Source organism: Pseudomonas sp. (assembly GCF_030683065.1).
Taxonomy (GTDB): domain Bacteria; phylum Pseudomonadota; class Gammaproteobacteria; order Pseudomonadales; family Pseudomonadaceae; genus Aquipseudomonas.
In genome coordinates, this window is record NZ_JAUXMX010000036.1 from 1 (window position 1) to 23,561 (window position 23,561).

Consider the following 23,561-nt stretch of genomic DNA (forward strand, 5'->3'; position numbering starts at 1 on the left):
GCGCGCGACAAGGGCTTGATCCTGCTGTCCTGCGGCACCTACGGCAACGTGTTGCGGGTGCTTGTACCGCTGACCGCCGAAGATGCCCTGCTCGACCGTGGCCTGGCGATCATCGCCGAGTGCTTCGACGAGCTGGCTTGATCCCCAGCGCGCTACCCACAAAACCCGCTTCGGCGGGTTTTTCCTTGTTTGCGTTATCAGGGTGGATGACGCTTCACCCATCCACCTTCCGGATGGTGGATGGAAAAGGCGCGCCACCTACCGACCATTGTTGCCGCGACGCTTGAGAATGCGCTCGGGTACAATGCGCCACTTTCGTGAATGCCACCGAGGTGCGCCATGCAACCCTTCGCCATCGCCCCGTCGATCCTCTCTGCCGATTTCGCCCGCCTGGGCGAGGAAGTCGACAAGGTGCTCGCCGCGGGTGCCGACATCGTCCACTTCGATGTGATGGACAACCACTATGTGCCCAACCTGACCATCGGCCCGATGGTTTGCGCGGCGCTGCGCAAGTACGGCATCACCGCGCCGATCGACGCGCACCTGATGGTCAAGCCGGTGGATCGCATCATTGGCGATTTTATCGACGCTGGCGCCAGCTACATCACCTTCCATCCCGAGGCCAGCGAGCATGTCGATCGCTCTCTGCAGCTGATCCGTGATGGCGGCTGCAAGGCGGGCCTGGTGTTCAATCCGGCCACCTCGCTGGAGGTGCTCAAGCACGTGCTGGACAAGGTCGACATGATCCTGCTGATGAGTGTCAACCCGGGTTTTGGTGGGCAGAAATTTATCCCCCACACCCTGGAGAAACTCAAAGAGGCCCGCGCCCTGATCGACGCCAGCGGTCGTGAGATCCGCCTGGAGATCGATGGCGGGGTCAATGTACAGAACATCCGCGAAATCGCCGCCGCCGGTGCCGACACCTTTGTTGCTGGCTCGGCGATCTTCAGCCAGCCGGACTATAAGCGCGTGATCGATGCCATGCGTGCCGAGCTGGCCCAGGTGCACGGGTGACGGCACTGCATGCACTGTTCGCGGGCGAACTGCCGCGTCTGGTGATGTTTGACCTGGACGGTACGCTGGTCGATTCGGTGCCGGATCTGGCTGCTGCGGTGGACAAGAGTCTGCTCCAGCTCGGGCAGCCTGCAGCCGGGATCGAGCAGGTGCGCGACTGGGTCGGCAATGGGGCGCGAGTGCTGGTGCGACGCGCCCTGGCCGGTGGTCTGCAGCACGCGCACATTGACGACGCCGACGCCGAGCAGGCACTCGAGCTGTTCATGCAGGCTTATGCCGATGACCACAGCTTGACCCGGATTTATCCGGGCGTGCTGGAAACCCTCGACTGGCTGCGTGCGCAGCAGGTCGAGATGGCGATCATCACCAACAAACCCGAACGCTTCGTCGCGCCGCTGCTGGATGAAAAGGGCTTGGGCAGCTATTTCCGTTGGATCATTGGCGGCGACACGCTGCCTCAGCAGAAACCCGATCCGGCTGCGCTGCTGCATGTGTTGCAGCTGGCCCGGGTCGAGGCGCAGCAGGCACTGTTTATAGGCGATTCACGCAATGACGTGCTGGCGGCCAAGGCTGCCGGTGTGCCGTGCATAGCGCTGAGTTACGGTTACAACCACGGTCGCCCAATCGCTGAAGAAGGTCCGCTGCGGGTGCTGGATGATTTGCGCCAGTTGCTGGTGGCCGGCTAAGCCGCGCTGGCCGGGTTGCTTAGGTCTGGCGGCTGCGCTAGTGTTGCCAGACTTTACTCCTGCCTGAGAGAGCTCCGTGGTGGTTACCTGCACGCGCTGGTCCGCAAGAATCGGTATGAACATCATCAAGGCCCTGGCCCGCTGGCGCTGGCGCCTCTGACCCGATCTTGGCCGCTTAGGCGGCGCGTTTGCACACAACCGTTTACCCTCAAGCCACGAGGCTGATAATGATCCGCGAAGAATTCCTGCGTTTAGCCGCTGCCGGCTATAACCGCATTCCGCTTGCCTATGAAACCCTGGTCGATTTCGATACCCCGCTGTCGATCTACCTGAAGCTGGCCGACGAGGCCAACAGCTACCTACTGGAGTCTGTCCAAGGTGGCGAGAAATGGGGCCGTTACTCGATTATTGGTCTGCCTGCGCGCACTGTGCTACGTGCCTATGGTCACAGCGTGAGCATCAGCGTCGATGGCGTCGAGGTGGAGCGCCATGAGTGCGCCGACCCGCTGGCCTTCGTCGAGGAGTTTCAGGCGCGCTACAAGGTGCCGACCCTGCCTGGGCTACCGCGTTTCAATGGCGGGCTGGTCGGCTACTTCGGTTACGACAGCGTGCGTTACGTCGAACCGAAGCTGGCGGCGGGGAGCAATCCCGACCCGCTGGGTACCCCGGATATCCTGCTGATGGTGTCCGACGCGGTGGTGGTGTTCGACAATCTGGCCGGCAAGATGCACGCCATCGTCCTCGCCGATCCAGCCGAGGAGGGGGCGCTGGAACAAGGCCAGGCGCGCCTGCAAGAGCTGTTGCGTAAGTTGCGCCAGCCCATTACTCCACGCTTGGGCGTCGACCTGAATGCCGCGCCTGGTGCCGAGCCGGTATTCCGCTCCAGCTTCAGTCGCGACGATTACGAGCGCTCAGTCAACGCCATCAAGGAATACATCCTCGCCGGCGACTGCATGCAGGTGGTGATTTCCCAGCGCATGTCGATCCCCTTCAAGGCTGCCCCCATCGATTTGTACCGGGCGCTGCGCTGCATCAACCCGACGCCCTACATGTACTTCTTCAACTTCGGCGACTTCCATGTGGTCGGCAGCTCACCAGAAGTGCTGGTGCGCCTGGAAGATGGCCTGGTCACGGTGCGGCCCATCGCGGGCACCCGCCCGCGCGGCGCCAACGAAGAGGCCGATCTGGCCCTGGAACAGGATCTGCTGGCGGACGCCAAGGAAGTCGCCGAACACCTGATGCTGATCGATCTGGGCCGCAACGATGTCGGTCGGGTCGCCAGCACCGGCTCGGTCAAACTCACCGAGAAGATGGTGATTGAGCGCTACTCCAACGTCATGCACATCGTCTCCAACGTCACCGGTCAACTGAAGGAAGGCCTGACGGCGATGGACGCCCTGCGCGCTATTCTGCCGGCCGGTACCCTGTCCGGGGCGCCAAAAATTCGCGCGATGGAAATCATCGACGAACTGGAGCCGGTCAAGCGTGGCGTCTACGGCGGCGCCGTCGGTTACCTGGCCTGGAACGGCAACATGGACACCGCCATCGCCATCCGCACCGCAGTGATCAAGGACGGTGAACTGCATGTGCAGGCCGGCGCCGGCATCGTTGCCGACTCGGTACCGGCTCTGGAGTGGGAAGAAACCCTCAATAAGCGTCGCGCCATGTTCCGCGCTGTCGCGCTTGCCGAACAAACCGTCCCCGACCAGAACCCGCGCTGAGGAGTCTTGCCATGCTGCTGATGATCGACAATTACGACTCCTTCACCTACAACGTGGTGCAGTACCTCGGTGAGTTGGGTGCTGAGGTGCGTGTGATCCGTAACGACGAGTTGAGTGTCGCCGAGATCGCCGCCCTGCAACCCGAACGCATTGTGGTTTCGCCCGGCCCCTGCACGCCCAACGAGGCCGGCGTATCGCTGGCAGTAATCCAGCACTTTGCCGGCAAGCTGCCGATTCTCGGTGTCTGTCTGGGCCACCAGAGCATCGGCCAGGCTTTCGGTGGCGATGTGGTGCGCGCGCGCCAGGTGATGCACGGCAAGACCAGCCCGGTGTTCCACGAAAATAGCGGGGTGTTCACCGGCCTCAACAATCCGTTGACGGTGACCCGCTACCATTCCCTGGTGGTCAAGCGCGAAACCCTGCCCGATTGCCTCGAAGTGACCGCCTGGACCCAGCGCGAAGACGGCGCTGTCGATGAAATCATGGGCCTACGGCACAAGACGTTGAACATCGAGGGTGTGCAGTTCCACCCGGAATCTATTCTCACCGAGCAGGGCCATGAGCTCTTTGCCAACTTCCTCAAGCAACAAGGAGGCGTGCGCGCATGAATATCAAGGAAGCCCTCGATCGGGTAGTCAATCAGCTCGATCTGAGCACTGCAGAAATGCAGGATGTGATGCGCGAGATCATGACCGGCCAGTGCACCGATGCGCAGGTCGGTGCCTTCCTCATGGGTTTACGCATGAAGAGCGAGACCATCGACGAGATCGTCGGTGCCGCGCAGCTCATGCGTGAGCTGGCCGCGCCGGTGCAGATCAAGGCTGAGCGGCTGGTCGATACCTGTGGTACCGGTGGCGACGGCATGAATATCTTCAACGTCTCCACCGCTGCGGCCTTTGTAGTCGCCGCAGCCGGTGGCCAGGTAGCTAAGCATGGTAATCGCGCGGTTTCGGGCAAGAGCGGCAGTGCCGATTTGCTGGAGGTCGCCGGGGTCAATCTCAATCTCACCCCTGAGCAAGTGGCACGCTGCGTCGAGAGCGTGGGCGTCGGCTTCATGTTCGCACCAGCCCACCATGGCGCGATGAAGTACGCCATCGGCCCGCGTCGCGAGCTGGGACTGCGAACCCTCTTCAATATGCTCGGGCCAATGACCAATCCGGCCGGGGTCAAGCATCAGGTGCTGGGGGTGTTCAGCAAGGCGCTGTGCCGGCCGCTAGCCGAAGTGTTGCAACGTCTGGGCAGCGAGCATGTGCTGGTGGTGCATGCCCAGGACGGCCTAGACGAAATCAGCCTGGCGGCACCTACTTTTGTCGCTGAGCTGAAAGACGGCATTGTGAGTGAGTACACCATTCAGCCAGAAGATTTTGGCATCAAGAGCCAGAGCCTGATCGGTTTGACCGTCGATGACGCCGAACAATCGCTGGCACTGATCCGTGATGCGCTGACCAAGCGCAAGGGTGAGCAGGGCCAGAAGGCGGCCGACATGATTGTGCTGAATGCGGGTGCGGCGTTGTATGCCTGCGACCTGGCCAGCAGCCTGAAAGAAGGTGTGCAACTGGCCCATGATGCGCTGCATACCGGGCTGGCCTGGGAGAAGCTGCAAGAGCTGGTGTCCTTTACCGCGGTATTCAAACAGGAGAATGAAGGGTGAGCATTCCAACCATTTTGGAGAACATCCTCGCCCGCAAGGTCCAAGAAGTGGCCGCGCGTCGCGCCATCGTTGGCCTTGCGGAGGTCGAGCAGCAAGCCCGTGCCGCTGATACGCCGCGTGGGTTTGCCCGGGCGTTGCAGGAACAGGCCAAACGCAAGCAGCCGGCGGTGATCGCCGAAATAAAGAAGGCTTCGCCGAGCAAGGGCGTGCTGCGTGAGGTCTTCGTGCCGGCGGACATCGCCCGCAGCTACCAGGCCGGCGGGGCGACTTGTCTGTCGGTGCTGACCGACGAGGATTTCTTCCAGGGCGCCGACCTCTACCTGCAGGAGGCGCGCAGCGCCTGTTCGCTACCGGTGATCCGCAAGGATTTCATGATCGACCCTTACCAGATCGTTGAATCTCGCGCCTTGGGCGCCGATTGCGTGCTGCTGATTGTTTCGGCGCTGTCTGATGCACAGATGGCCGAGTTGGCGGCAACCGCCAAGGCCTTCGATCTTGATGTGCTGGTGGAAGTGCACGATGGCGATGAGCTGGAGCGTGCGCTAAACACCCTGGATACGCCGCTGGTGGGTATCAACAACCGCAACTTGCACACCTTCGACGTCAGCCTGGAGACCACCCTGGATCTGTTGCCACGGATTCCGCGCGACCGTCTGGTGGTGACCGAAAGCGGTATTCTCAATTGCGCCGATGTCGAGTTGATGGAGATCAGCGAGGTGTACGCTTTTCTGGTTGGCGAAGCGTTTATGCGCGCCGACAACCCAGGCGCCGAACTGGAACGTTTGTTCTTTCCCGAGCGTAAGCGCGTGATCAGTTCGCCCGACGTGGACTGAACTCGACCAATAGTAAAAAGCCGGCGCATGCGCCGGCTTTTTTACGCCTGGTGACTTCAGCGGGTGCCGAACACCACCATGGTCTTGCCCTTGACGTTGACTAGGCCCTGTTCTTCCAAGGCCTTGAGCACGCGGCCGACCATCTCGCGCGAGCAGCCGACGATGCGGCCGATTTCCTGGCGAGTGATCTTGATCTGCATGCCGTCTGGATGGGTCATGGCGTCCGGCTGCTTGCACAGGTCAAGCAGGGTGCGTGCGACGCGGCCGGTGACGTCAAGAAATGCCAGGTCGCCGACCTTGCGCGTGGTGTTGCGCAGGCGCTCGGCCATCTGGCTGCCGAGGGCGTAGAGGATGTCCGGGTCTTGCTGGGTCAGTTCGCGGAACTTGGTGTAGCTGAGTTCGGCTACTTCGCATTCGGTCTTGGCACGCACCCAGGCGCTGCGTTCTTTCTCGGCGCCGTCCTTATCGAACAGGCCCATCTCGCCGAAAAAGTCGCCAGGATTGAGGTAGGCGATGATCATTTCACGGCCATCGTCATCCTCAATCAGGATGGTTACCGAACCTTTAACGATGAAGAACAGCGTTTCGCTGCGATCACCCGCATAGATGATGGTGCTTTTTGCCGTATAGCGACGGCGCTGACAATGCGCGAGGAGTCTGTCGAGATTCTTGATTTTTGGTGTAAGGGTAATTGCGACCATGCCTGAGTCCCGAAAATGAAAAGGAGAGCCTTTGTCCGACAGGCAATTTCTTAGGCGATGTACCCGTCAGGTGATGCGCGCAAGCCAAGGCTGGGCTGTAGCCGTCACGCATCCTGTGTGGCTGGCCGTGGGCTAAAACCGATCACCGTCCGGCGCACGCTTCAAGAGTCGACTTACAACAATTAACGAGTAAAAAGCCATTTCTTATACTTATCTGGTCCAAGTGTGCCAGCAATCCCGCGTCAGCCTAACAAACACGCCAAGCCGAGGGCCGGTTTTGCGACGCGGCTAACATCTAGCCGCGGAACATGTGCCCGGAAGGCTGAAATCGAGTAGCGAAAAATGCTGTGATAAGCTGCCTCCCTTTTTAACAGCGGAGGCCTGCTAATGAAAGCGCGCATTCAATGGGCTGGCGAAGCCCTGTTTATCGGTGAGTCGGGCAGTGGTCACGCGGTGGTGATGGACGGCCCGCCGGAGAGCGGTGGGCGTAATCTGGGTGTGCGTCCGATGGAGATGCTGTTGATCGGTCTCGGTGGCTGCAGCAACTTCGATGTGGTCAGTATTCTGAAAAAATCCAGGCAGCCGGTAGAGAGTTGTGAGGCCTTTCTCGAGGCCGAGCGTGCCACCGAGGAGCCAAAGGTGTTCACCAAGATTCACCTGCATTTTGTGGTCAAGGGTCGCGGTTTGAAAGAGGCTCAGGTCAAGCGTGCGGTTGAGCTGTCGGCAGAGAAGTATTGTTCCGCCTCGATTATGCTCGGTCGCGCCGGCGTTGAGATCACCCACGACTACGAGATCGTCGAACTGGCTTAGCAGTAAAGTCATCCGCCTCAGCTAAGTTTGACCCGTGCGGGTGGGGCCTGGCTCGCGGGCCGGTTACCGTGACCCGCTCGCCAGTTGATGTGCGTACGGCTATAGCCGATAGGCGCTCTTGGTCATGACCTTGGACAAGAGTGTCATGCCGAATTTTACCGGTGCGGGGAAGCGTAGCCCCCCTGCTTCCAATGCACTGGTGGCATGGCGTTCTTCATCGAGGCGCATCTGCTCAAGTATTGCCCGTGATTTGTCGTCGTTTGCGGGCAGCTGTTGCAGGTGATCGTCCAGGTGTTTGACTACCTGATCTTCGGTGGCGGCGACAAATCCCAGGCTGACCTTGTCGCTGATCAGACCGGCCAATGCGCCAACGCTGAAAGACAGGCCATAAAACAGTGGGTTGAGTACGCTCGGTTGGCTACCAAGCTGGCGAATGCGCTGTTCGCACCAGGCCAGATGATCGATTTCCTCATCGGCTGCATGCTCCATTGCTGCACGTACGTCTGGCAGCTTGGCGGTCAGCGCTTGGCCTTGGTACAGCGCCTGGGCGCAGACCTCACCCGTGTGGTTGATACGCATCAGACCGGCGACATGCCGCGCGGTTGGCTCATCCAGTTCAGCTTCCGTCTGCACGATAGCTGGCGAGGGGCGCGTGGGCTGACCGCTGAACGGCAGCAAGGTACGCAGGGCCGCGTCCGCTTGCAGGAACAGGCGGTCTACGGGGGAGTAGTGACGTTCGCTGGCCATTGGGCACCTCCAACTAAAACAGAGTGGTTAGCTTACTCCAATCCATGTGCTGCAGCTTGACCGCTGTCAGGGGCGTTCGGCTAGTCACAGGCTAGATCAACCCGGTGGCAAGGTCGTCTGCCGTCGACCAAGGGCATGCCCGTGGGATTTATCCCGTCAGGGTTTTGTCGTCTTCAGCGCGGTCTTTGAGGTTGTTTTTCGAGCTTACCCGCAAACGCCCCGCAGCCATGGGGCGTTATCGTGAAAGGCGGGTGTCTGATCGCCTTGATAAAGCTTGCGTGCAGGTATTTCCCCGGCGACTCTCTTGCAGTGTCTGCAGTCTATGGCTAAGTCTTCTGGCGTGTGAGTTATAGGCGGAGGTTGAAAAAAACGTAGCGCGCATTCGAGTTGATTGGCTCGCCCTGCGGCTATTTCGCTGGGCTGCGTTTAAATGCGCATAGCCGGGCGCAGCAGTTTATCAACGGCCTGCTGGGTCGATCCTGGCCATATGGCCGCCACAATAATGACCGCCACAAAGGAGTGGGTGTGAAGAACGATATCCATGATCTGGGCCTGGTGCTCGATTCCAGGGTCAAGCTGATTCTCATCGAGTCCTGGGATGAGCCGCGCGTGCTGGAAACGCTCACTGGCCTGGCGGTCAAGCGTGGCCTCGGCCTGCACACCTGGTCGGTGACCGAAGGCTTGCAGCGCCTGGGTTTCGGCGGTGAGCCGCTGGGCGACGGCGCGAGCCAGGAGCCGGAGGCCGCGCTGCGGCTGATCAAGGCTGACCCGCAGGCGAACCTGTATGTGTTGTGCGACTTGCATCCGTTTCTCGCCGACAACCCGACGCTGGTGCGTCTGCTTAAGGAAATCGCCATGCGCGATACGCCGCACGCGCCAACTCTGGTGCTGGTGTCCCACGCCTGCAAGCTGCCGGCCGAGGTGCAGCGCCTTGCCGCGCGCTTCAGTCTGGCGCTGCCGTCGGAAGACCAGTTGCTGGTCATCGTGCGCGAGGAAGCCAGCCGCTGGAGCGAGCGTAATCGCAATGCCCGGGTGCGCACCGACAATCGTACCTTGCAGCAAGTGGTGAAGAATCTGCGCGGTTTGAGTTATGGCGAAGCGCGGATGTTGGCGCGCAAGGTGATTTGTGACGACGGCGCCATAACCCAGGAAGACTTGCCGGAACTGAACAAGACCAAATTCAAGTTGCTGGACCTCGAAGGAGTGTTGAGCTTCGAGTACGACACTGCACGCTTCGCCGATGTCGGCGGCCTGAACAACCTCAAGCGCTGGCTGGCCGAACGCCAGGGGATTTTTCTTGACGGTACGAGCATCGACCTGCCCAAAGGCATGCTGCTGGTCGGCGTCCAGGGTGGTGGCAAGAGCCTGGCGGCCAAGGCCGTGGCTGGACTGTGGGGCTTGCCCCTGCTGCGTCTGGACTTTGCCTGCCTGTACAACAAGTTCTTTGGCGAGACCGAGCGCAACCTGCGGGAGGCCTTGAGTCTTGCCGAGCAGATGGCGCCCTGTGTGCTGTGGATCGATGAGATCGAGAAAGGCCTGGCCAGTGGCGAGCATGACGGCGGTGTAAGCCAGCGTGTACTCGGCACCCTGCTGACGTGGATGGCTGAGCGTAAGGCGCCGGTATTCATGGTGGCGACTGCCAATGCCATCGATCGCCTGCCGCCCGAGCTGGTGCGCAAGGGCCGCTTCGATGAACTGTTCTTCGTGGACTTGCCGGATCAGCCCGTGCGTGCAGAAATCTTCCGCATTCACCTGATGCGGCGCGAGCTGGAACCCGGCGGGTTTGATCTACCCATGCTGGCGTTCGCCAGCGATGGTTTTTCCGGCGCCGAGATCGAACAGGTCGTGGTCAGTGCTCTGTATGCCGCCCAGGCGCAACAGCAGGCGGTCGATCAGGCCTTGCTGTTGCACAGCATCCACAGCACTGCACCCTTGTCGGTGGTGATGGCCGAAGACCTCAGCGCGCTGCGTGCCTGGGCCCATGCGCGCACGGTCCTGGCCTGATTAGCGGCGGCTGAACGTTCGGTTGAGTCGTGCCGCTATTTTGCGTACCAGCCAGCGCGGGGCCAGGCGTGGTGCTACAGACCACAGCCGGTTGCGCCATCCAGGAATGATGATTGCGCGGTTTTTTTCCAGTGCCTTGACTGTGATCAGCGCCACTTCCTCGGCACTCATCATCCGCTTTGCGCCTTCCAGTCGTGTGCTATCGATTTGTGCCGAGCGGAAAAATGCGCTGCGTGTCGGCCCCGGGCAGAGCACTGAAACCTTGACCCCGTATTCCTTGAGCTCCTCGCGCAGGCCTTCGGAGAAGTGCAGGACATAGGCTTTGCTCGCGTGATAGTTGCTCATTCCGGGGCCGGGGTGAAATCCCGCCAGCGAGGCGACATTGAGAATCTGCCCGCTGCCCTGGCCGGCCATCACTGTACCGAGCGCATGGCAGAGTCGGGCGAGCGCGAGGACATTCACCTCAATCAGTTGCTGTTCGCCGCGCCAGTCCTGGGCGACGAAGGCTCCACAAGTGCCCACGCCCGCGCAATTGATCAGCAGGTCGATGGGCAGCTCACTTTGCTCCAGTTCATGCAGCAGGCCGGACAGTTGCAGCGGCTCGGCCAGGTCGCAGACGCGGAACAGGGCTTCCACGCCGAAGCGCTGAGTCAGCTCGCAAGCGATGCTGTCCAGCGCGTCGCGTTGCCGTGCGACCAGGATCAGGTTGCGCCCTCTGCGTGCCAACGCCTCGGCCAGGGCCAGGCCTATACCGCTGGACGCGCCGGTGATCAGGGCATAGGGATGCATGGAGTTTCTCCGTGAAGGGGGCAGCTTTGACCGCATGGGAACTTCTGGGTTGCCTGGGCCAGTGATTAAATTCCCCCGGCCAGGCTATGAGCACATTGAGCGCTACGGCAAGAGCGTCTGCACATGCTCCAGGTCGCACTTCACGTGTTTCGCCGGCGCTCAGTTATTGAGCGCGCTGAAGTCTATTCCGCTGAGCGCCAGGGCAAGCATCGCGAAGCCGCCGAGGAACAGCGCCAGCAGGCTGCCAACCAGCACTGCCAAGAACAGTCCTGCGAGTATCTTGACGGCTGTGCTGTTGGCTGGCGGCGGTGAGCCAAAGCGATTGGCGCCCTGGCTGCCGGGGACTACCAGCATCAGCAGCCAGAACACGCTGTTGACGACAGGCACGATATTCAATAGCAGCAGCCAGCCACTCCAGCCGATGTCATGCAGGCGCTGGACACCGATCTGCACGCTGACGACCAGCATACCGATCATTACGGCAAGTCCTAGTAGGCCGCCGAGCACCTCGGAAATGCCCATCACGATGGCCACCGCAGCCATGATCCCGGTAACCGCGAATATCAGTACCAGTGACCAAGCCAGATAGCGCAGCCGGCCAATCCTGCTGTCGACGGTGAATACATTCAGTTCGCCAAATGCTGGCAGTACTTCACCTACTGCCGCCTGGGGTGTGGCGTAGGGGGTATTGGTCGAGGGGCTCGCTGGGGCAGTGTTGTGGGCGCTCGCAGCAGCCTGACGCGCAGTAAACTTTTCAATGATGATGCCGCAAGCCGAGCATTGCACCGCCTTGGCCTGCCGGTGGTTGCACTTGGGGCAGGTCATCTCACTACTGGCGCCGCTTGGCATTTCGTCGGTGCGGTGATCCTCGGTATCGACCAAGCTCAGGCTGGCCGCCAGGTCAGGCTCCTTGCGCGCGTTGGCCCCCGCGCGGTGCAGCGCGGCGAGGTATTGATCGGCCTCACTCTCCTGCAGATCGCGCTTGATGGCGATAGTGCTGCCACTGAAGAGTGTGTTGATCCGTGAACGGTCACTTTTGAACAGGCGCGCGAGGTTGTCTTTGGCTGTTTCCAATGCCACTTCTGGCATCAACTCGCCACTGAAGACAATCTTGAACCGGGCTTGGGTCATGCGAGCTTCCTTGTCGGCGCTTTGGATAAATAGTCAGTACAGCCTAGCGGGCCTGCCGGCCTCTGAACAAGCCACCCGGCGCACAAACATCGGACCCGCTTCACGGGTTTGCCTGGGGTGTCTTGCGGCCGAGCAAAGAGTGGCCTTAGTTGTATGCAGCCGAGAGTGCCTGCCAAGGTTTCGGTGTCGAATGCCGGGTGGCGAACCTGAGGGTCGACAGCCGATTGCTCAGGCCCGGCCGGCTGTGCGTTTTCATCGCGGCCAATGTTGCTGCAGCAACTGGGCCTGACGCTGTGCATCGCGGTACTCGCGGTCCAGACGCGCTACCAGTACCTCGACGCTTGGCAGGTCGGCGATGGTGCCGACGCCTTGGCCGGCCGACCAGACAGTTTTCCACGCCTTGGCCTCATCGCTGATCGGCTTGAGCTTCTCGCCGTAGTTGATCTCGCCCTTGTTCTGCAACTGCTTGAGGTCGTAGCCGGCTGCCTCCAGGCTCTGGCGCATAAAGCTGGCCGGCACGCCGGATACCGCCGGGGTATGGATGATGTCGGCGGCTTGAGCGTCCAGGATCATCTGCTTGTAAGCCGCTGGCGCGTTGTTCTCCTGCGTGGCTATGAAGCGCGTACCGAGGTAGGCCAGGTCGGCGCCGAGCAATTGTGCGGCGAGAATTTCATGGCCGTGATTGAGGCAGCCAGCCAGGAGTAAGGTCTTGTCGAAGAACTGGCGGATTTCCGCAATCAGGGCAAACGGACTCCAGGTGCCGGCATGCCCGCCAGCGCCGGCGGCGACCGCGATCAGACCATCGACTCCGGCCTCGGCGGCTTTTTCCGCATGGCGGCGGGTGGTCACGTCGTGAAATACCAGGCCGCCGTAGCTGTGCACCGCATCCACTACCTCCTTGGCTGCGCCGAGGCTGGTGATGACGATGGGCACGCGTTGCTCGACGCAGATTGCCAGGTCGGACTGCAGGCGTGGGTTGCTGCCATGCACGATCAGGTTGACCGCGTAGGGTGCCGATTCGGTTTGCAGACCCGCTTCGATCTCTTCCAGCCAGGCTTTGAAGGCGCCGCTGTCACGCTGGTTGAGCGCCGGAAAACTGCCAACGATACCGTTACGGCAGCAGGCGAGAACCAGCTGCGGGTTGGACACCAGGAACATGGGGGCGGCCACTACCGGCAGGCGCAGGCGTTTTTCGAGCAGGGCGGGAAGGCTCATGGTGATTCCTTGGGTAGGTCAGAAGGGTTTGACGACAACCAGGATGACAACCGCGAGCAAAACCAGGACTGGTGCCTCATTGAACCAGCGGTAGAACACATGACTGCGCTGATTCTCGCCACGGGCGAAGCGCTTGAGTTGAGCGCCGCAGAGGTGTTGATAGCCGATCAGCAGGACGATCAGGCTGAGCTTGGCGTGCATCCAGCCCTGGCTGAAGTAATAGCCGGGGTTAAGGCTGATCAGCCAGATACCGAAGATCAGGGTGGCGATCATCGACGGCAGCATGATGCCGCGATAGAGCTTGCGCTCCATCACGCAGAAACGTTCACGGCTGGCGTCATCCTCGCTCATGGCGTGGTAGACAAACAGGCGTGGCAGGTAGAACAGCCCGGCGAACCAGCAGACCATGGCGATGATGTGCAGGGCTTTAAGCCACAGGTAGAGCATTGTCCGACTCCAGCGCAATAAAAGTGCCTCGATAGTAGTGGTCGGCGGCGGATACGTCATCTACGCGGTTGGCCGTTAGGGGGGTAGGGCCTTATCATCGGTGGCTTTCCAATGGCTTTTTGCAAGGGGCAAGTGATGGTCAAGGTCGGTATCGTCGGCGGCACGGGCTACACCGGTGTGGAGTTGTTGCGTTTGTTGGCGCAGCACCCGCAGGCGCAAGTTGCAGTCATTACATCGCGCTCGGAGGCGGGCCTGCGCGTTGACGAGATGTACCCGAACCTGCGCGGCCATTACCCCGGCCTGGTCTTCAGCGTCCCGGATATCGCGACCCTGGGTGCTTGCGACGTGGTGTTCTTCGCCACCCCGCATGGTGTCGCCCATGCCCTGGCCGGCGAGTTGTTGGCGGCGGGAACCAAGGTTATCGACCTGTCTGCCGATTTTCGCCTGCAAGACGCCGAAGAGTGGGGGCAGTGGTACGGTCAGCCCCATGGCGCGCCGGATCTGCTACCCGAGGCGGTCTATGGACTGCCGGAGGTCAACCGCGAGGCAATCAAGCAGGCGCGCCTGATCGCCGTGCCCGGTTGCTACCCGACCGCCGCTCAACTGGGTTTTATCCCGCTGCTGGAGGCCGGCTTGGCCGACACGTCGCGCTTGATCGCCGACTGCAAGTCTGGGGTCAGCGGTGCCGGGCGTGGTGCCAGTGTCGGTTCGTTGTTCAGCGAAGCCGGTGAGAGCATGAAGGCTTACGGCGTCAAAGGTCATCGCCACTTGCCGGAAATTTGCCAGGGCTTGCGGCGTGCGGCGGGTTCCACAGTAGGGCTGACCTTCGTGCCGCACCTGACTCCAATGATTCGCGGCATTCACGCAACCCTGTATGCGACGGTGGCCGACCGCTCGGTCGACCTGCAGGCACTGTTCGAGAAACGCTATGCCAGCGAGCCGTTCGTCGATGTAATGCCGGCCGGTAGCCACCCGGAAACCCGCAGCGTGCGAGGGGCCAACGTTTGTCGTATCGCCGTGCACCGCCCGCAAGATGGCGATCTGGTAGTGGTGCTGTCGGTGATCGATAATCTGGTCAAAGGTGCTTCCGGTCAGGCCGTGCAGAACATGAACATCCTCTTCGGGCTTGACGAGCGTCTAGGTCTGTCGCACGCGGCCATGCTGCCCTGATGGCTGGTTGGGAAGTTCGCCCCAGTGATCCGCGTCGCGCGCGTCGGCAGCGGTTTGTGCTGCTGTTATTGCTGCTAGCTGTTCCCGCCGCATTCTATGCCGGCACTTGGACCCAGTCGATTGAGGTGGAACACCAGCCGATGCAGGAACGCTTGAGCGTACTCGAGCAGGAGCTGGATCAGTTGCGCCAGCGTCTCGTCGTGGTCGGTAGCGGCGAGAGCGTCGCACAGCAGGCCAATGAGCAGAGCCGTCTGACCATCAAGTTGCTCGAAGAGCAGATATTCAAGCAGCAGCAAGACCTGGCCTTTTACAAAGGCGTGTTGGCACCCGCCAGTCGTCGGGAGGGCCTGCGCATCCGCTCCTTTGAAGTGCAGGCTACGGACAAGCCGATGCATTACCGCTACAAAATATTGCTCAGTCGGGTGGGCAAGGACGATAAGCCGCTTGAGGGAGAGTTGGCGGTGGTCGTGGAGGGGCGTCAGGGCGGAAAGGAGGTCCGTTTGCCATTGGCCGGATTGACGCAAGACTTGCCCGATCAGTTCCGTGGTCAGGTGATGCTCTTCTCTTTCAAGCATTTCCAGGCAATCCCTGACGCAGGACGCTTCGCTGAACTGAAGCTGCCTGACGGCTTTACGCCGCATCAGGTCAGGGTGCGCGCAGAGGTCAAAGGCGAAAAGCCGTTGGAGCGCACATTTAAATGGATGGGCCAGGAGTGACAGCAACTCATGTGGAATAAAGACAAACGCAAGACCGACATGCAACGTTTTACGGGTCACACCAGCCTGATTGCCGCAGGGGCAGAATTGAATGGAGACCTACAGTTTCACGGTGCGGTGCAGGTCGATGGCAGAGTCTGTGGCAACCTGCAGGCCAGTGAGGGGATGGTTCGAGTTAGTGCAGAAGGGCAGGTCGAAGGCGAGATTCGCGCCCCGCGCGTAGTGATCAACGGCGAGGTGATAGGCGATGTTTATGCAAGCGAGCACCTTGAGTTGGGCAGTCGCGCGCGCGTGTGCGGTACCTTGCATTACGGTCTGATGGAGATGGCCATGGGGGCACAGATCGACGGGGGCTTACGGCCACTCAACGAACAGTCGCGGCCCTTGGAGTTGCCGGAGAATTTGGTTACTGCAGAATAGTTGACCGCTTTTGTAGGGTAAGTGGATAATGCAGGGCCTCAACGCAGTATGGCGCCTAGCGCCGGGAGATAGTCAGCATGAGCGTCGAAACCTTCACCCCTACAGCTTTGCAATTCACGCAGGGCGCTGCGAGCAAGGTGAAGAGCCTGGTCGATGAAGAGGGAAACCCTCGCCTGAAGTTACGCGTGTTCGTTACGGGCGGCGGCTGTTCGGGCTTCCAGTACGGCTTTACCTTCGATGAAGAGGTCGCCGACGATGACACTATCGTTGAGCGGGAAGGCGTCAGTCTGGTCGTCGATCCCATGAGTTTCCAGTACCTGGCGGGTGCCGAAGTGGATTACCAGGAAGGCTTGGAAGGCTCGCGCTTCGTGATCAAGAACCCCAACGCAGCCACTACCTGTGGATGTGGCTCGTCCTTCTCGATCTAATCCACTATGACTAACGTCGTGCTTGTGCAACGCGGTAGTTGGTCTTTGGTCAGCCCGTAATCAGGCAGGGTAGATAGCGCCGAGGATCCTTGGGCCACGGGCGCCTGTCACAGTCGGTCGATTCGCGGGTATGCCGTCAAGGCAGCAGTGCGCCAGCCAGGCGAATGCCATGGCTTCTACCCAGTCGGCAGGCACGCCATAGCTCTGTGTGCTATTCACGGCGCAGTCCGGGAGCAGTGCGCTCAGGCGCCTCATCAGGGCGCTGTTGTGTGCTCCGCCACCGCACACAAGCATCTCTTCAGTCTCGCTTTGAGCGCTTAGCAGGGCTCTGGTAATGCTTATTGCCGTCAACTCTAGCAATGTCGCTTGTACATCTGCGTCAGCGTAGCGGGATGGCTCGGCCAAGTGCCGGTTTAGCCAGTCAAGGTTGAACAGCTCGCGACCGGTGCTCTTCGGTCCCTGGGTCTTGAAGAACGGATCGCTGAGCAGCGTTTCGAGCAGTTCGGGCCGGACCCTGCCACTCGCTGCCCAAGCACCGTCGCGGTCATAAGTGTCGCCGCGCAGGTACTGGATCCAGGCGTCCATGAGAACATTGCCCGGGCCACAATCGAAGCCGCGTGCAGGTTGATCCGGCGCGAGTAGGCTGAGATTGCTGAATCCACCAATATTCAATACCGCTCGACAGCTGTTTTGTGCGCCGAATAAGGCCTCATGAAACGCGGGTACCAGCGGTGCCCCTTGTCCTCCAGCGGCTACATCGCGGCGGCGAAAGTCGCTCACTACGCTGATACCCGTCAGTTCCGCAAGCAGGGCGGGGTTGCCAATCTGTATGGTGAACCCACGGGCCGGCTCATGGCGAATAGTTTGGCCGTGGCTACCGATTGCGCGGATCGACTCAGCACTGATGGCTTGCTGCTTGAGCAGTATATGTATGCCTTCGGCAGCCAGTTCCACCCAGCGCTGTTCAGTGACCGCCGCTCGTGCCAGTTCATCCGGTCCGGATGCGCAAAGCGACAATAGCGCAACACGCAGTTCTGGCGGCATGGGTAGGTAGTGTGTGCCGAGTAGAGAGGTTTTTTCGCCTTGTTCGATCAGGGCGATGTCCAGCCCGTCAAGGCTGGTACCAGACATCACGCCCAAGTAAAGGGGCATCTCGCTTAACGCTTATTGAGGGCGAGCAAAGTGGTTTTTTCCTGATCCATACGAGCCATAAGCGGGGCGCTCAATTGCATGAACCGCTGCTTTTCATTGCGTGCGATAGGATCCGCCATTGGCAGCTTTTGACTCAGAGGGTCGACGTGGGTGCCATTGACTTGGAATTCGTAATGCAGATGTGGTCCGGTGGATAAGCCGGTAGTGCCGATATAGCCGATGATTTGGCCCTGCTTAACGTTGCTGCCGCTGCGGATGCCTTTGGCAAACCCCTGCATGTGGGCATACAGCGTACGGTAGCGGCTGCCGTGTTGGATGACAACGGTATTGCCGTAGCCGCCGTTGCGCCCTGCGAGGGTGATCTTGCCATCGCCTGCAGCCTTGATTGGCGTCCCGTGTGGTGCTGCATAATCTACGCCCTTGTGTGCGCGGATCTTGTTCAGGATTGGGTGACGACGGCCGTTGGAGAAGCGCGAGCTGATGCGTGCAAAATCTACTGGTGTGCGTATAAAGGCCTTACGCATGCTCGTGCCGTCTGCGCCGTAGTAGCTGCTGTTGCCCTGCTTGTCGGTATAACGAACCGCAGTGAACGTCTTGCCTCGGTTAGTAAAACGTGCGGAGAGAATATTTCCCGTTCCGACCTGTTTGTTATTGACTACTTTCTGTTCAAAAACCAGCTCGAACTCGTCGCCGTCGCGAATATCCATGGCGAAGTCGATGTCATAACCAAAGATGTTGGCAAGGTCCATGGTCAGCCCATGGGAGAGGCCTGCGCGTTTCGCCGACAAAAACAACGAGCTATTGATGATCCCGCGCGCATAGGTGTTTTTTACGTCTGGTTTGACGATGTCGCGCTTAAAAGTGAAGCCATTTTCACTTCTGCTTAGTTTGATGCTTTCTAGGTCATTGAGCTTGCTGTTAAGGCTCTTGAGTTGACCTTCATCTGTCAGCTCAAACTCAAGTGCCTGGCCAACTTTAAGGCGGCTGAACTGTGTGGCCTCCTTGCTGCTGCTCAACACTTGATGGAGGGTAGTGGCGGAGAGGCCAACAGCTGCAAAAATTGTAGAAAGTGTATCGCCGTTCGCCACCCTGACGGTCTTGTGCAGCGGATCGATTGGCGTGGCTTCAGCTGACTCTTTGTCAGCATCGCTGCCGATGTGGTCAGCGGCGACACTTTGCGTCGCGCTGTTTTGTGCATTTGAGGCTTGCTCGACTCTGCTGAACGGTGAAGTGCTCAGGCTGCTTCCAGGGACGTCGTGGCGAAGGTCGTCCTGTTCCAGTAGAACGAGCTCGGACCCGTTGTCTAGCTCAAGGCTAAGGTAGGTTTTCTTCGCCTCGACTTCGCGAGAGGGGAAGACCAGCAGGGTTAGGCTAAGCAGTGCTGCTATACCGCTGGCAGCTAGGATGTGGGTTTTAGGGTATGGAGGAGGCGTTTTACTTATAGGGGTCATAGATGGCTTTGACTTTAGTAAAAAGTGAGAAGAAAAGATGAATAACACGATGAATATGCATTAATTGTATAAAATATAACCAAATCGTCTGTGAGGCAACCCTAAAAAGGACGGCAGGCTACAGGCGTGTGACGCTCAGGGCAAAACTTGTTATTTGTCTGTGATCTTGTATTGTTGGTTCCCTTTAAATTTGCGTAGTCGTGAGTCCTGTCATGAAGTCGGTCGAAGAGCAGCTGGCGCTGATCAAGCGCGGTGCGGAAGAGGTTTTGGTTGAGTCCGAGCTGGTAGAAAAGCTCAAGCGTGGTCAGCCGCTGCGCATCAAGGCGGGCTTCGACCCGACGGCGCCGGATCTCCATCTGGGGCATACCGTGCTTATTAACAAGCTGCGGCAGTTCCAAGAGCTGGGGCACCAGGTGATTTTCCTGATTGGCGACTTTACCGGGATGATCGGTGACCCCAGTGGCAAAAGCGCCACGCGTCCTCCGCTGACGCGTGAGCAGGTGCTGGAGAATGCCGAGACCTACAAGACCCAGGTGTTCAAAATTCTTGATCCGGCGAAAACCGAGGTGGCCTTCAATTCCACCTGGATGGACAAGATGAGCCCGGCCGATTTCATTCGTCTGACCTCGCAGTACACCGTTGCACGCATGCTCGAGCGTGATGACTTCAGTAAGCGTTATTCAACCAATCAGCCGATCGCCATTCACGAGTTCCTCTACCCGCTGGTGCAGGGCTATGACTCGGTTGCCTTGCAGGCGGATGTTGAGTTGGGTGGTACTGACCAGAAATTCAATCTGTTGATGGGGCGCGAGCTTCAGCGCTCCTATGGGCAGGCGTCGCAATGCATCGTCACCATGCCCTTGCTTGAGGGGCTGGATGGTGTGAAGAAGATGTCCAAGTCATTGGGCAACTATATAGGTATCCAGGAAGCGCCCGGCGTCATGTACAACAAGCTGGTCTCCATGCCGGATGTATTGATGTGGCGTTACTTCGAATTGCTCAGCTTCCGCTCCATGGATGAGATTGAGCAATTCAAGCGTGATGTCGAGGCGGGTGCTAATCCCCGTGATATCAAGATCAAGCTGGCCGAAGAGGTCGTCGCGCGCTTTCATGGTGGCGAGGCTGCGGCGAGTGCTCATCGTTCGGCGGGTAATCGTATGAAGGAAGGCGAGCTACCAGAAGATTTACCGGAGATCGAGTTGGTATCGGCTGAGGATATGCCTATAGCGACCCTGCTCAATAGGGCTGGCCTGGTCAAGAACGCAGCAATGGCGCGCGACTTGCTGGGTTCTGGTGGTGTGCGGGTGGATGGTGATGTGGTTGACCGCTTCTATATATACAGAAGCGGGGAGACCCATGTCTGCCAGGCTGGCAAGAAAGCTTTTGCGCGCATTACGCTAAAAGCCGAATAAAGCCTTGACGTAGATTCTGCTGAGCCTATAGTCCGCACCTCTTCTGGCGCAGGCCTCTCGGTAAACCTCTTGTAAAACAAGAAGTTAGCTTAAAAATAGGGGTTCCGGTACGGCGAAAGCTGTGTAGGATGCGGCAGGCTAGCGAGGCGGTTGTAGGTGCCTTGTTAGTGATTTGATCGAGAAGATCGAAAGCGGTAATGAGGTGGTTGACAGCGGTTTTAAACGCTGTATTATTCGCCTCCCGCTGACGAGATGCTTGAAGCAGATCGGAAGCGCAAGCGGTTGAGTAGAAAGGGTTTCTTAGGAAATCGGTTTGAAAAAAAGCTTGACGGAACATGAGGCTGCTGTAGAATGCGCGCCTCGGTTGAGACGAAAGAATCAGCCACCGCTCTTTAACAATTGAATCAAGCAATTCGTGTGGGTGCTTGTGAGGTAAGACTGTTAGTCGCAAGATTATCAGCATCACGAGTAACCATTCGTTAATTCGAGAGTTTATTTGGAAATGCTGAGCCAAGTTTAGGGTTTTCACAAAACCCAAGCAGTATTAAAACTGAAGAGTTTGATCATGGCTCAGATTGAACGCTGGCGGCAGGCCTAACACATGCAAGTCGAGCGGTAGAGAGAAGCTTGCTTCTCTTGAGAGCGGCGGACGGGTGAGTAATGCCTAGGAATCTGCCTAGTGGTGGGGGATAACGTTCGGAAACGGACGCTAATACCGCATACGTCCTACGGGAGAAAGCGGGGGACCTTCGGGCCTCGCGCCATTAGATGAGCCTAGGTCGGATTAGCTAGTTGGTGAGGTAAAGGCTCACCAAGGCGACGATCCGTAACTGGTCTGAGAGGATGATCAGTCACACTGGAACTGAGACACGGTCCAGACTCCTACGGGAGGCAGCAGTGGGGAATATTGGACAATGGGCGAAAGCCTGATCCAGCCATGCCGCGTGTGTGAAGAAGGTCTTCGGATTGTAAAGCACTTTAAGTTGGGAGGAAGGGTAGTAACTTAATACGTTGCTACTTTGACGTTACCGACAGAATAAGCACCGGCTAACTCTGTGCCAGCAGCCGCGGTAATACAGAGGGTGCAAGCGTTAATCGGAATTACTGGGCGTAAAGCGCGCGTAGGTGGTTTGTTAAGTTGAATGTGAAAGCCCCGGGCTCAACCTGGGAACTGCATGCAAAACTGGCAAGCTAGAGTACAGTAGAGGGTGGTGGAATTTCCTGTGTAGCGGTGAAATGCGTAGATATAGGAAGGAACACCAGTGGCGAAGGCGACCACCTGGACTGATACTGACACTGAGGTGCGAAAGCGTGGGGAGCAAACAGGATTAGATACCCTGGTAGTCCACGCCGTAAACGATGTGAGTTTGTCGCTGGGAAGCTTAGCTTTTCGGTGACGTAGTTAACGCGTTAAACTCACCGCCTGGGAAGTACGGCCGCAAGGTTAAAACTCAAAGGAATTGACGGGGACCCGCACAAGCGGTGGAGTATGTGGTTTAATTCGTCGCAACGCGAAGAACCTTACCAGGCCTTGACATCCCGATTAAGAGAAACAGAGATGTTTCTCGTCAGTTCGGCTGGATCGGTGACAGGTGCTGCATGGCTGTCGTCAGCTCGTGTCGTGAGATGTTGGGTTAAGTCCCGCAACGAGCGCAACCCTCATCTTCAGTTGCCATCATTTAGTTGGGCACTCTGAAGAAACTGCCGGTGACAAGCCGGAGGAAGGCGGGGATGACGTCAAGTCCTCATGGCCCTTACGGCCTGGGCTACACACGTACTACAATGGTGGTGACAATGAGCAGCTAGGTAGCAATACCATGCAAATCTCCAAAAGCCACCTCAGTTCAGATTGCACTCTGCAACTCGAGTGCATGAAGTTGGAATCGCTAGTAATCGTGGATCAGCATGCCACGGTGAATACGTTCCCGGGTCTTGTACACACCGCCCGTCAAGTGATGGGAATTGGTTCTACCCGAAGGCGGGGCGCTGACCGTAAGGAGGCAGCCGACCACGGTGGGATCAGTGACTGGCACTAAGTCGTAACAAGGTAGCCGTAGGGGAACCTGCGGCTGGATCACCTCCTTTCTAAGGAACGCTTTATGTGATCTGGCTCGTGATAGAGCCAAGCACTCCGCTGTCTTCGTATCTCTTCTCTTTATTCTGTACTGGGTCTTGTGACTTTTAGGGCTTGTAGCTCAGTTGGTTAGAGCGCGCGCTTGATAAGCGTGAGGTCGAAAGTTCAAGTCTTTCCAGGCCCACCATAAAAGTCGGACAGACAACGATATGGGGGTGTAGCTCAGCTGGGAGAGCGCCTGATTTGCATTCAGGAGGTCATCGGTTCGATCCCGTTCACCTCCACCATTGTTAAAATGGTGGGTTAAGACAACGGGTGAATCGAACCGACAAATTCAAATCTGTCGGCGTAGCCGACTGGTTCGATCCCGTTCACCTCCGCCATTCAAAAGATGGTGGAACATAACGGAGAGCACAGAATAAAAGTGGAGAATTTGGTTTTCCGACATCACTAGATGAAGGAAGATCGGCGTTCTCGTCGATCAAAACATTGCCGCGAAAGCAGCAGGGTTATTGCACATTGTGAATAGATTTACTGACACCGAAAAAGCCGCGGTTCATAGTTTGATTTATCAAGCTTTGAATCGCACTTAATTCAACTTTGCATCGAGGAAAACACACGAGTGGATTTATTTCTACGCGTGATTTCGATTCAAGCGTAATTAAGGGCATCTCGAGAATGCCTAGGCTCTAAGAGGCGATGAAGGACGTGATACACTGCGATAAGCTGCGGTTAGCTGTGATTAAGCTTTGACCCGCAGATTTCCGAATGGGGAAACCCACCACATCTGTGGTATCTGCAACTGAATACATAGGTTGTAGAAGCAAACCCGGGGAACTGAAACATCTTAGTACCCGGAGGAAAGGACATCAACCGAGACTCCGTTAGTAGTGGCGAGCGAACGCGGATCAGGCCAGTGGTCATTTTGTAAGAACTAGAATTGTCTGGAAAGGCAAGCCAAAGTGGGTGATAGCCCCGTATAGGTAGAA

The 23,561-nt window shown here is 58.5% G+C and carries 21 protein-coding genes, 2 tRNA genes, 2 rRNA genes and 1 pseudogene; 18 read left to right on the forward strand and 8 right to left on the reverse strand.

All coding sequences use genetic code 11. The annotated features are described in order from the left end of the window. The 7 genes and pseudogenes from Q8K09_RS12210 to trpC form a co-directional block, all read left to right on the forward strand. A pseudogene (locus Q8K09_RS12210) lies at positions 1-141 on the forward strand (4-aminobutyrate--2-oxoglutarate transaminase); the annotation flags it as partial. 198 nt (positions 142-339) lie between these two features. Then, complete coding sequence (gene rpe / locus Q8K09_RS12215; protein WP_305255246.1) at positions 340-1,014, forward strand: ribulose-phosphate 3-epimerase; 675 nt, start codon at positions 340-342, stop codon at positions 1,012-1,014. A 44-nt stretch (positions 1,015-1,058) separates the two neighbouring features. Further along, a complete protein-coding gene (locus Q8K09_RS12220; RefSeq protein ID WP_305255265.1) occupies positions 1,059-1,700 on the forward strand; it encodes a phosphoglycolate phosphatase in 642 nt (213 codons plus the stop codon). A gap of 227 nt (positions 1,701-1,927) precedes the next feature. Next, entirely contained in the window at positions 1,928-3,421 is a 1,494-nt protein-coding gene (trpE, locus tag Q8K09_RS12225; RefSeq protein ID WP_305255247.1) for an anthranilate synthase component I, read from the forward strand. Between the two features lie 11 nt (positions 3,422-3,432). Continuing rightward, positions 3,433-4,029 carry an aminodeoxychorismate/anthranilate synthase component II gene (locus Q8K09_RS12230; RefSeq protein WP_305255248.1) on the forward strand — a complete coding sequence of 199 codons (597 nt, stop codon included), beginning with the start codon at positions 3,433-3,435 and terminating at the stop codon, positions 4,027-4,029. Next, complete coding sequence (gene trpD, locus Q8K09_RS12235) at positions 4,026-5,072, forward strand: anthranilate phosphoribosyltransferase (RefSeq protein WP_305255249.1); 1,047 nt, start codon at positions 4,026-4,028, stop codon at positions 5,070-5,072. The genes Q8K09_RS12230 and trpD overlap by 4 nt, the downstream gene beginning before the upstream one ends. Then, positions 5,069-5,905: an indole-3-glycerol phosphate synthase TrpC gene (gene trpC / locus Q8K09_RS12240; protein WP_305255250.1), complete on the forward strand. Its 837-nt coding sequence runs from the start codon at positions 5,069-5,071 to the stop codon at positions 5,903-5,905. Before trpD ends, trpC begins: the two co-directional genes overlap by 4 nt. 56 nt (positions 5,906-5,961) lie before the next feature. Here the strand turns inward: trpC and crp are convergent, their stop codons facing one another. Continuing rightward, positions 5,962-6,606: a cAMP-activated global transcriptional regulator CRP gene (gene crp / locus Q8K09_RS12245; RefSeq protein ID WP_305255251.1), complete on the reverse strand. Its 645-nt coding sequence runs from the start codon at positions 6,604-6,606 to the stop codon at positions 5,962-5,964. Between the two features lie 387 nt (positions 6,607-6,993). Between crp and Q8K09_RS12250 the strand changes: the two genes are divergently transcribed. Continuing rightward, positions 6,994-7,416 (forward strand): OsmC family protein, encoded by a 423-nt coding sequence (locus tag Q8K09_RS12250; RefSeq protein ID WP_305255252.1) that lies wholly within the window; start codon positions 6,994-6,996, stop codon positions 7,414-7,416. 99 nt (positions 7,417-7,515) lie between these two features. Here Q8K09_RS12250 and coq7 read toward each other — a convergent pair whose 3' ends face one another. Beyond that, complete coding sequence (gene coq7 / locus Q8K09_RS12255) at positions 7,516-8,163, reverse strand: 2-polyprenyl-3-methyl-6-methoxy-1,4-benzoquinone monooxygenase (RefSeq protein ID WP_305255253.1); 648 nt, start codon at positions 8,161-8,163, stop codon at positions 7,516-7,518. A 525-nt stretch (positions 8,164-8,688) separates the two neighbouring features. On the opposite strand from coq7, the gene Q8K09_RS12265 reads away from it, so the two are divergent. Further along, on the forward strand, positions 8,689-10,167 hold the full coding sequence (locus Q8K09_RS12265; protein ID WP_305255254.1) for an AAA family ATPase: 1,479 nt from the start codon (positions 8,689-8,691) through the stop codon (positions 10,165-10,167). On the opposite strand, the gene Q8K09_RS12270 is transcribed toward Q8K09_RS12265, so the two are convergent. The 4 genes from Q8K09_RS12270 to hemJ all read right to left on the reverse strand — a co-directional run bounded on the left by Q8K09_RS12270 (position 10,168) and on the right by hemJ (position 13,749). Then, positions 10,168-10,956: an SDR family oxidoreductase gene (locus Q8K09_RS12270; RefSeq protein WP_305255255.1), complete on the reverse strand. Its 789-nt coding sequence runs from the start codon at positions 10,954-10,956 to the stop codon at positions 10,168-10,170. Positions 10,957-11,115: 159 nt separating this feature from the next. Continuing rightward, positions 11,116-12,087, reverse strand: coding sequence for a DUF805 domain-containing protein (locus tag Q8K09_RS12275; RefSeq protein ID WP_305255256.1), 972 nt, complete (start codon positions 12,085-12,087; stop codon positions 11,116-11,118). Positions 12,088-12,339: 252 nt separating this feature from the next. Beyond that, positions 12,340-13,302 carry a nitronate monooxygenase family protein gene (locus Q8K09_RS12280; protein ID WP_305255257.1) on the reverse strand — a complete coding sequence of 321 codons (963 nt, stop codon included), beginning with the start codon at positions 13,300-13,302 and terminating at the stop codon, positions 12,340-12,342. Between the two features lie 18 nt (positions 13,303-13,320). Then, entirely contained in the window at positions 13,321-13,749 is a 429-nt protein-coding gene (hemJ, locus tag Q8K09_RS12285) for a protoporphyrinogen oxidase HemJ (RefSeq protein ID WP_305255258.1), read from the reverse strand. A gap of 135 nt (positions 13,750-13,884) precedes the next feature. On the opposite strand from hemJ, the gene argC reads away from it, so the two are divergent. The 4 genes from argC (at position 13,885) to erpA (ending at position 16,483) form a co-directional block, all read left to right on the forward strand. Continuing rightward, entirely contained in the window at positions 13,885-14,919 is a 1,035-nt protein-coding gene (gene argC, locus Q8K09_RS12290) for an N-acetyl-gamma-glutamyl-phosphate reductase (RefSeq protein ID WP_305255266.1), read from the forward strand. After that, entirely contained in the window at positions 14,919-15,635 is a 717-nt protein-coding gene (locus Q8K09_RS12295; RefSeq protein ID WP_305255259.1) for a DUF6776 family protein, read from the forward strand. Before argC ends, Q8K09_RS12295 begins: the two co-directional genes overlap by 1 nt. A gap of 9 nt (positions 15,636-15,644) precedes the next feature. Further along, positions 15,645-16,055 (forward strand): polymer-forming cytoskeletal protein, encoded by a 411-nt coding sequence (locus tag Q8K09_RS12300; RefSeq protein WP_305255260.1) that lies wholly within the window; start codon positions 15,645-15,647, stop codon positions 16,053-16,055. 77 nt (positions 16,056-16,132) lie between these two features. Continuing rightward, positions 16,133-16,483 carry an iron-sulfur cluster insertion protein ErpA gene (gene erpA, locus Q8K09_RS12305; RefSeq protein ID WP_305255261.1) on the forward strand — a complete coding sequence of 117 codons (351 nt, stop codon included), beginning with the start codon at positions 16,133-16,135 and terminating at the stop codon, positions 16,481-16,483. Between the two features lie 60 nt (positions 16,484-16,543). Here the strand turns inward: erpA and Q8K09_RS12310 are convergent, their stop codons facing one another. Further along, positions 16,544-17,635, reverse strand: coding sequence for an anhydro-N-acetylmuramic acid kinase (locus Q8K09_RS12310; RefSeq protein WP_305255262.1), 1,092 nt, complete (start codon positions 17,633-17,635; stop codon positions 16,544-16,546). A gap of 5 nt (positions 17,636-17,640) precedes the next feature. Then, positions 17,641-19,086: a peptidoglycan DD-metalloendopeptidase family protein gene (locus Q8K09_RS12315; protein ID WP_305255263.1), complete on the reverse strand. Its 1,446-nt coding sequence runs from the start codon at positions 19,084-19,086 to the stop codon at positions 17,641-17,643. Between the two features lie 212 nt (positions 19,087-19,298). On the opposite strand from Q8K09_RS12315, the gene tyrS reads away from it, so the two are divergent. The 5 genes from tyrS to Q8K09_RS12340 all read left to right on the forward strand — a co-directional run. Then, the gene (gene tyrS, locus Q8K09_RS12320) at positions 19,299-20,498 is read left to right on the forward strand and encodes a tyrosine--tRNA ligase (RefSeq protein WP_305255264.1); all 1,200 of its coding nucleotides are present in this window, start codon (positions 19,299-19,301) and stop codon (positions 20,496-20,498) included. A gap of 547 nt (positions 20,499-21,045) precedes the next feature. Then, positions 21,046-22,583, forward strand: a 16S ribosomal RNA gene (locus Q8K09_RS12325). Between the two features lie 99 nt (positions 22,584-22,682). Then, positions 22,683-22,759 (forward strand) — tRNA-Ile (locus tag Q8K09_RS12330). A gap of 24 nt (positions 22,760-22,783) precedes the next feature. After that, positions 22,784-22,859: transfer RNA gene (locus tag Q8K09_RS12335), tRNA-Ala, on the forward strand. Positions 22,860-23,223: 364 nt separating this feature from the next. Further along, positions 23,224-23,561, forward strand: a 23S ribosomal RNA gene (locus Q8K09_RS12340); the annotation flags it as partial.

What these genes read in the sequence shown, in the direction of transcription:
- rpe (WP_305255246.1), top strand. Translation starts at nt 340, where the DNA reads ATGCAACCCTTCGCCATCGCCCCGTCGATCCTCTCTGCCGATTTCGCC.
- Q8K09_RS12220 (WP_305255265.1), top strand. Translation starts at nt 1,059, where the DNA reads ATGTTTGACCTGGACGGTACGCTGGTCGATTCGGTGCCGGATCTGGCT.
- trpE (WP_305255247.1), top strand. Translation starts at nt 1,928, where the DNA reads ATGATCCGCGAAGAATTCCTGCGTTTAGCCGCTGCCGGCTATAACCGC.
- Q8K09_RS12230 (WP_305255248.1), top strand. Translation starts at nt 3,433, where the DNA reads ATGCTGCTGATGATCGACAATTACGACTCCTTCACCTACAACGTGGTG.
- trpD (WP_305255249.1), top strand. Translation starts at nt 4,026, where the DNA reads ATGAATATCAAGGAAGCCCTCGATCGGGTAGTCAATCAGCTCGATCTG.
- crp (WP_305255251.1), bottom strand. Translation starts at nt 6,606, where the DNA reads ATGGTCGCAATTACCCTTACACCAAAAATCAAGAATCTCGACAGACTC.
- Q8K09_RS12250 (WP_305255252.1), top strand. Translation starts at nt 6,994, where the DNA reads ATGAAAGCGCGCATTCAATGGGCTGGCGAAGCCCTGTTTATCGGTGAG.
- coq7 (WP_305255253.1), bottom strand. Translation starts at nt 8,163, where the DNA reads ATGGCCAGCGAACGTCACTACTCCCCCGTAGACCGCCTGTTCCTGCAA.
- Q8K09_RS12270 (WP_305255255.1), bottom strand. Translation starts at nt 10,956, where the DNA reads ATGCATCCCTATGCCCTGATCACCGGCGCGTCCAGCGGTATAGGCCTG.
- Q8K09_RS12275 (WP_305255256.1), bottom strand. Translation starts at nt 12,087, where the DNA reads ATGACCCAAGCCCGGTTCAAGATTGTCTTCAGTGGCGAGTTGATGCCA.
- Q8K09_RS12280 (WP_305255257.1), bottom strand. Translation starts at nt 13,302, where the DNA reads ATGAGCCTTCCCGCCCTGCTCGAAAAACGCCTGCGCCTGCCGGTAGTG.
- hemJ (WP_305255258.1), bottom strand. Translation starts at nt 13,749, where the DNA reads ATGCTCTACCTGTGGCTTAAAGCCCTGCACATCATCGCCATGGTCTGC.
- argC (WP_305255266.1), top strand. Translation starts at nt 13,885, where the DNA reads ATGGTCAAGGTCGGTATCGTCGGCGGCACGGGCTACACCGGTGTGGAG.
- Q8K09_RS12295 (WP_305255259.1), top strand. Translation starts at nt 14,919, where the DNA reads ATGGCTGGTTGGGAAGTTCGCCCCAGTGATCCGCGTCGCGCGCGTCGG.
- Q8K09_RS12300 (WP_305255260.1), top strand. Translation starts at nt 15,645, where the DNA reads ATGTGGAATAAAGACAAACGCAAGACCGACATGCAACGTTTTACGGGT.
- erpA (WP_305255261.1), top strand. Translation starts at nt 16,133, where the DNA reads ATGAGCGTCGAAACCTTCACCCCTACAGCTTTGCAATTCACGCAGGGC.
- Q8K09_RS12310 (WP_305255262.1), bottom strand. Translation starts at nt 17,635, where the DNA reads ATGCCCCTTTACTTGGGCGTGATGTCTGGTACCAGCCTTGACGGGCTG.
- Q8K09_RS12315 (WP_305255263.1), bottom strand. Translation starts at nt 19,086, where the DNA reads ATGACCCCTATAAGTAAAACGCCTCCTCCATACCCTAAAACCCACATC.
- tyrS (WP_305255264.1), top strand. Translation starts at nt 19,299, where the DNA reads ATGAAGTCGGTCGAAGAGCAGCTGGCGCTGATCAAGCGCGGTGCGGAA.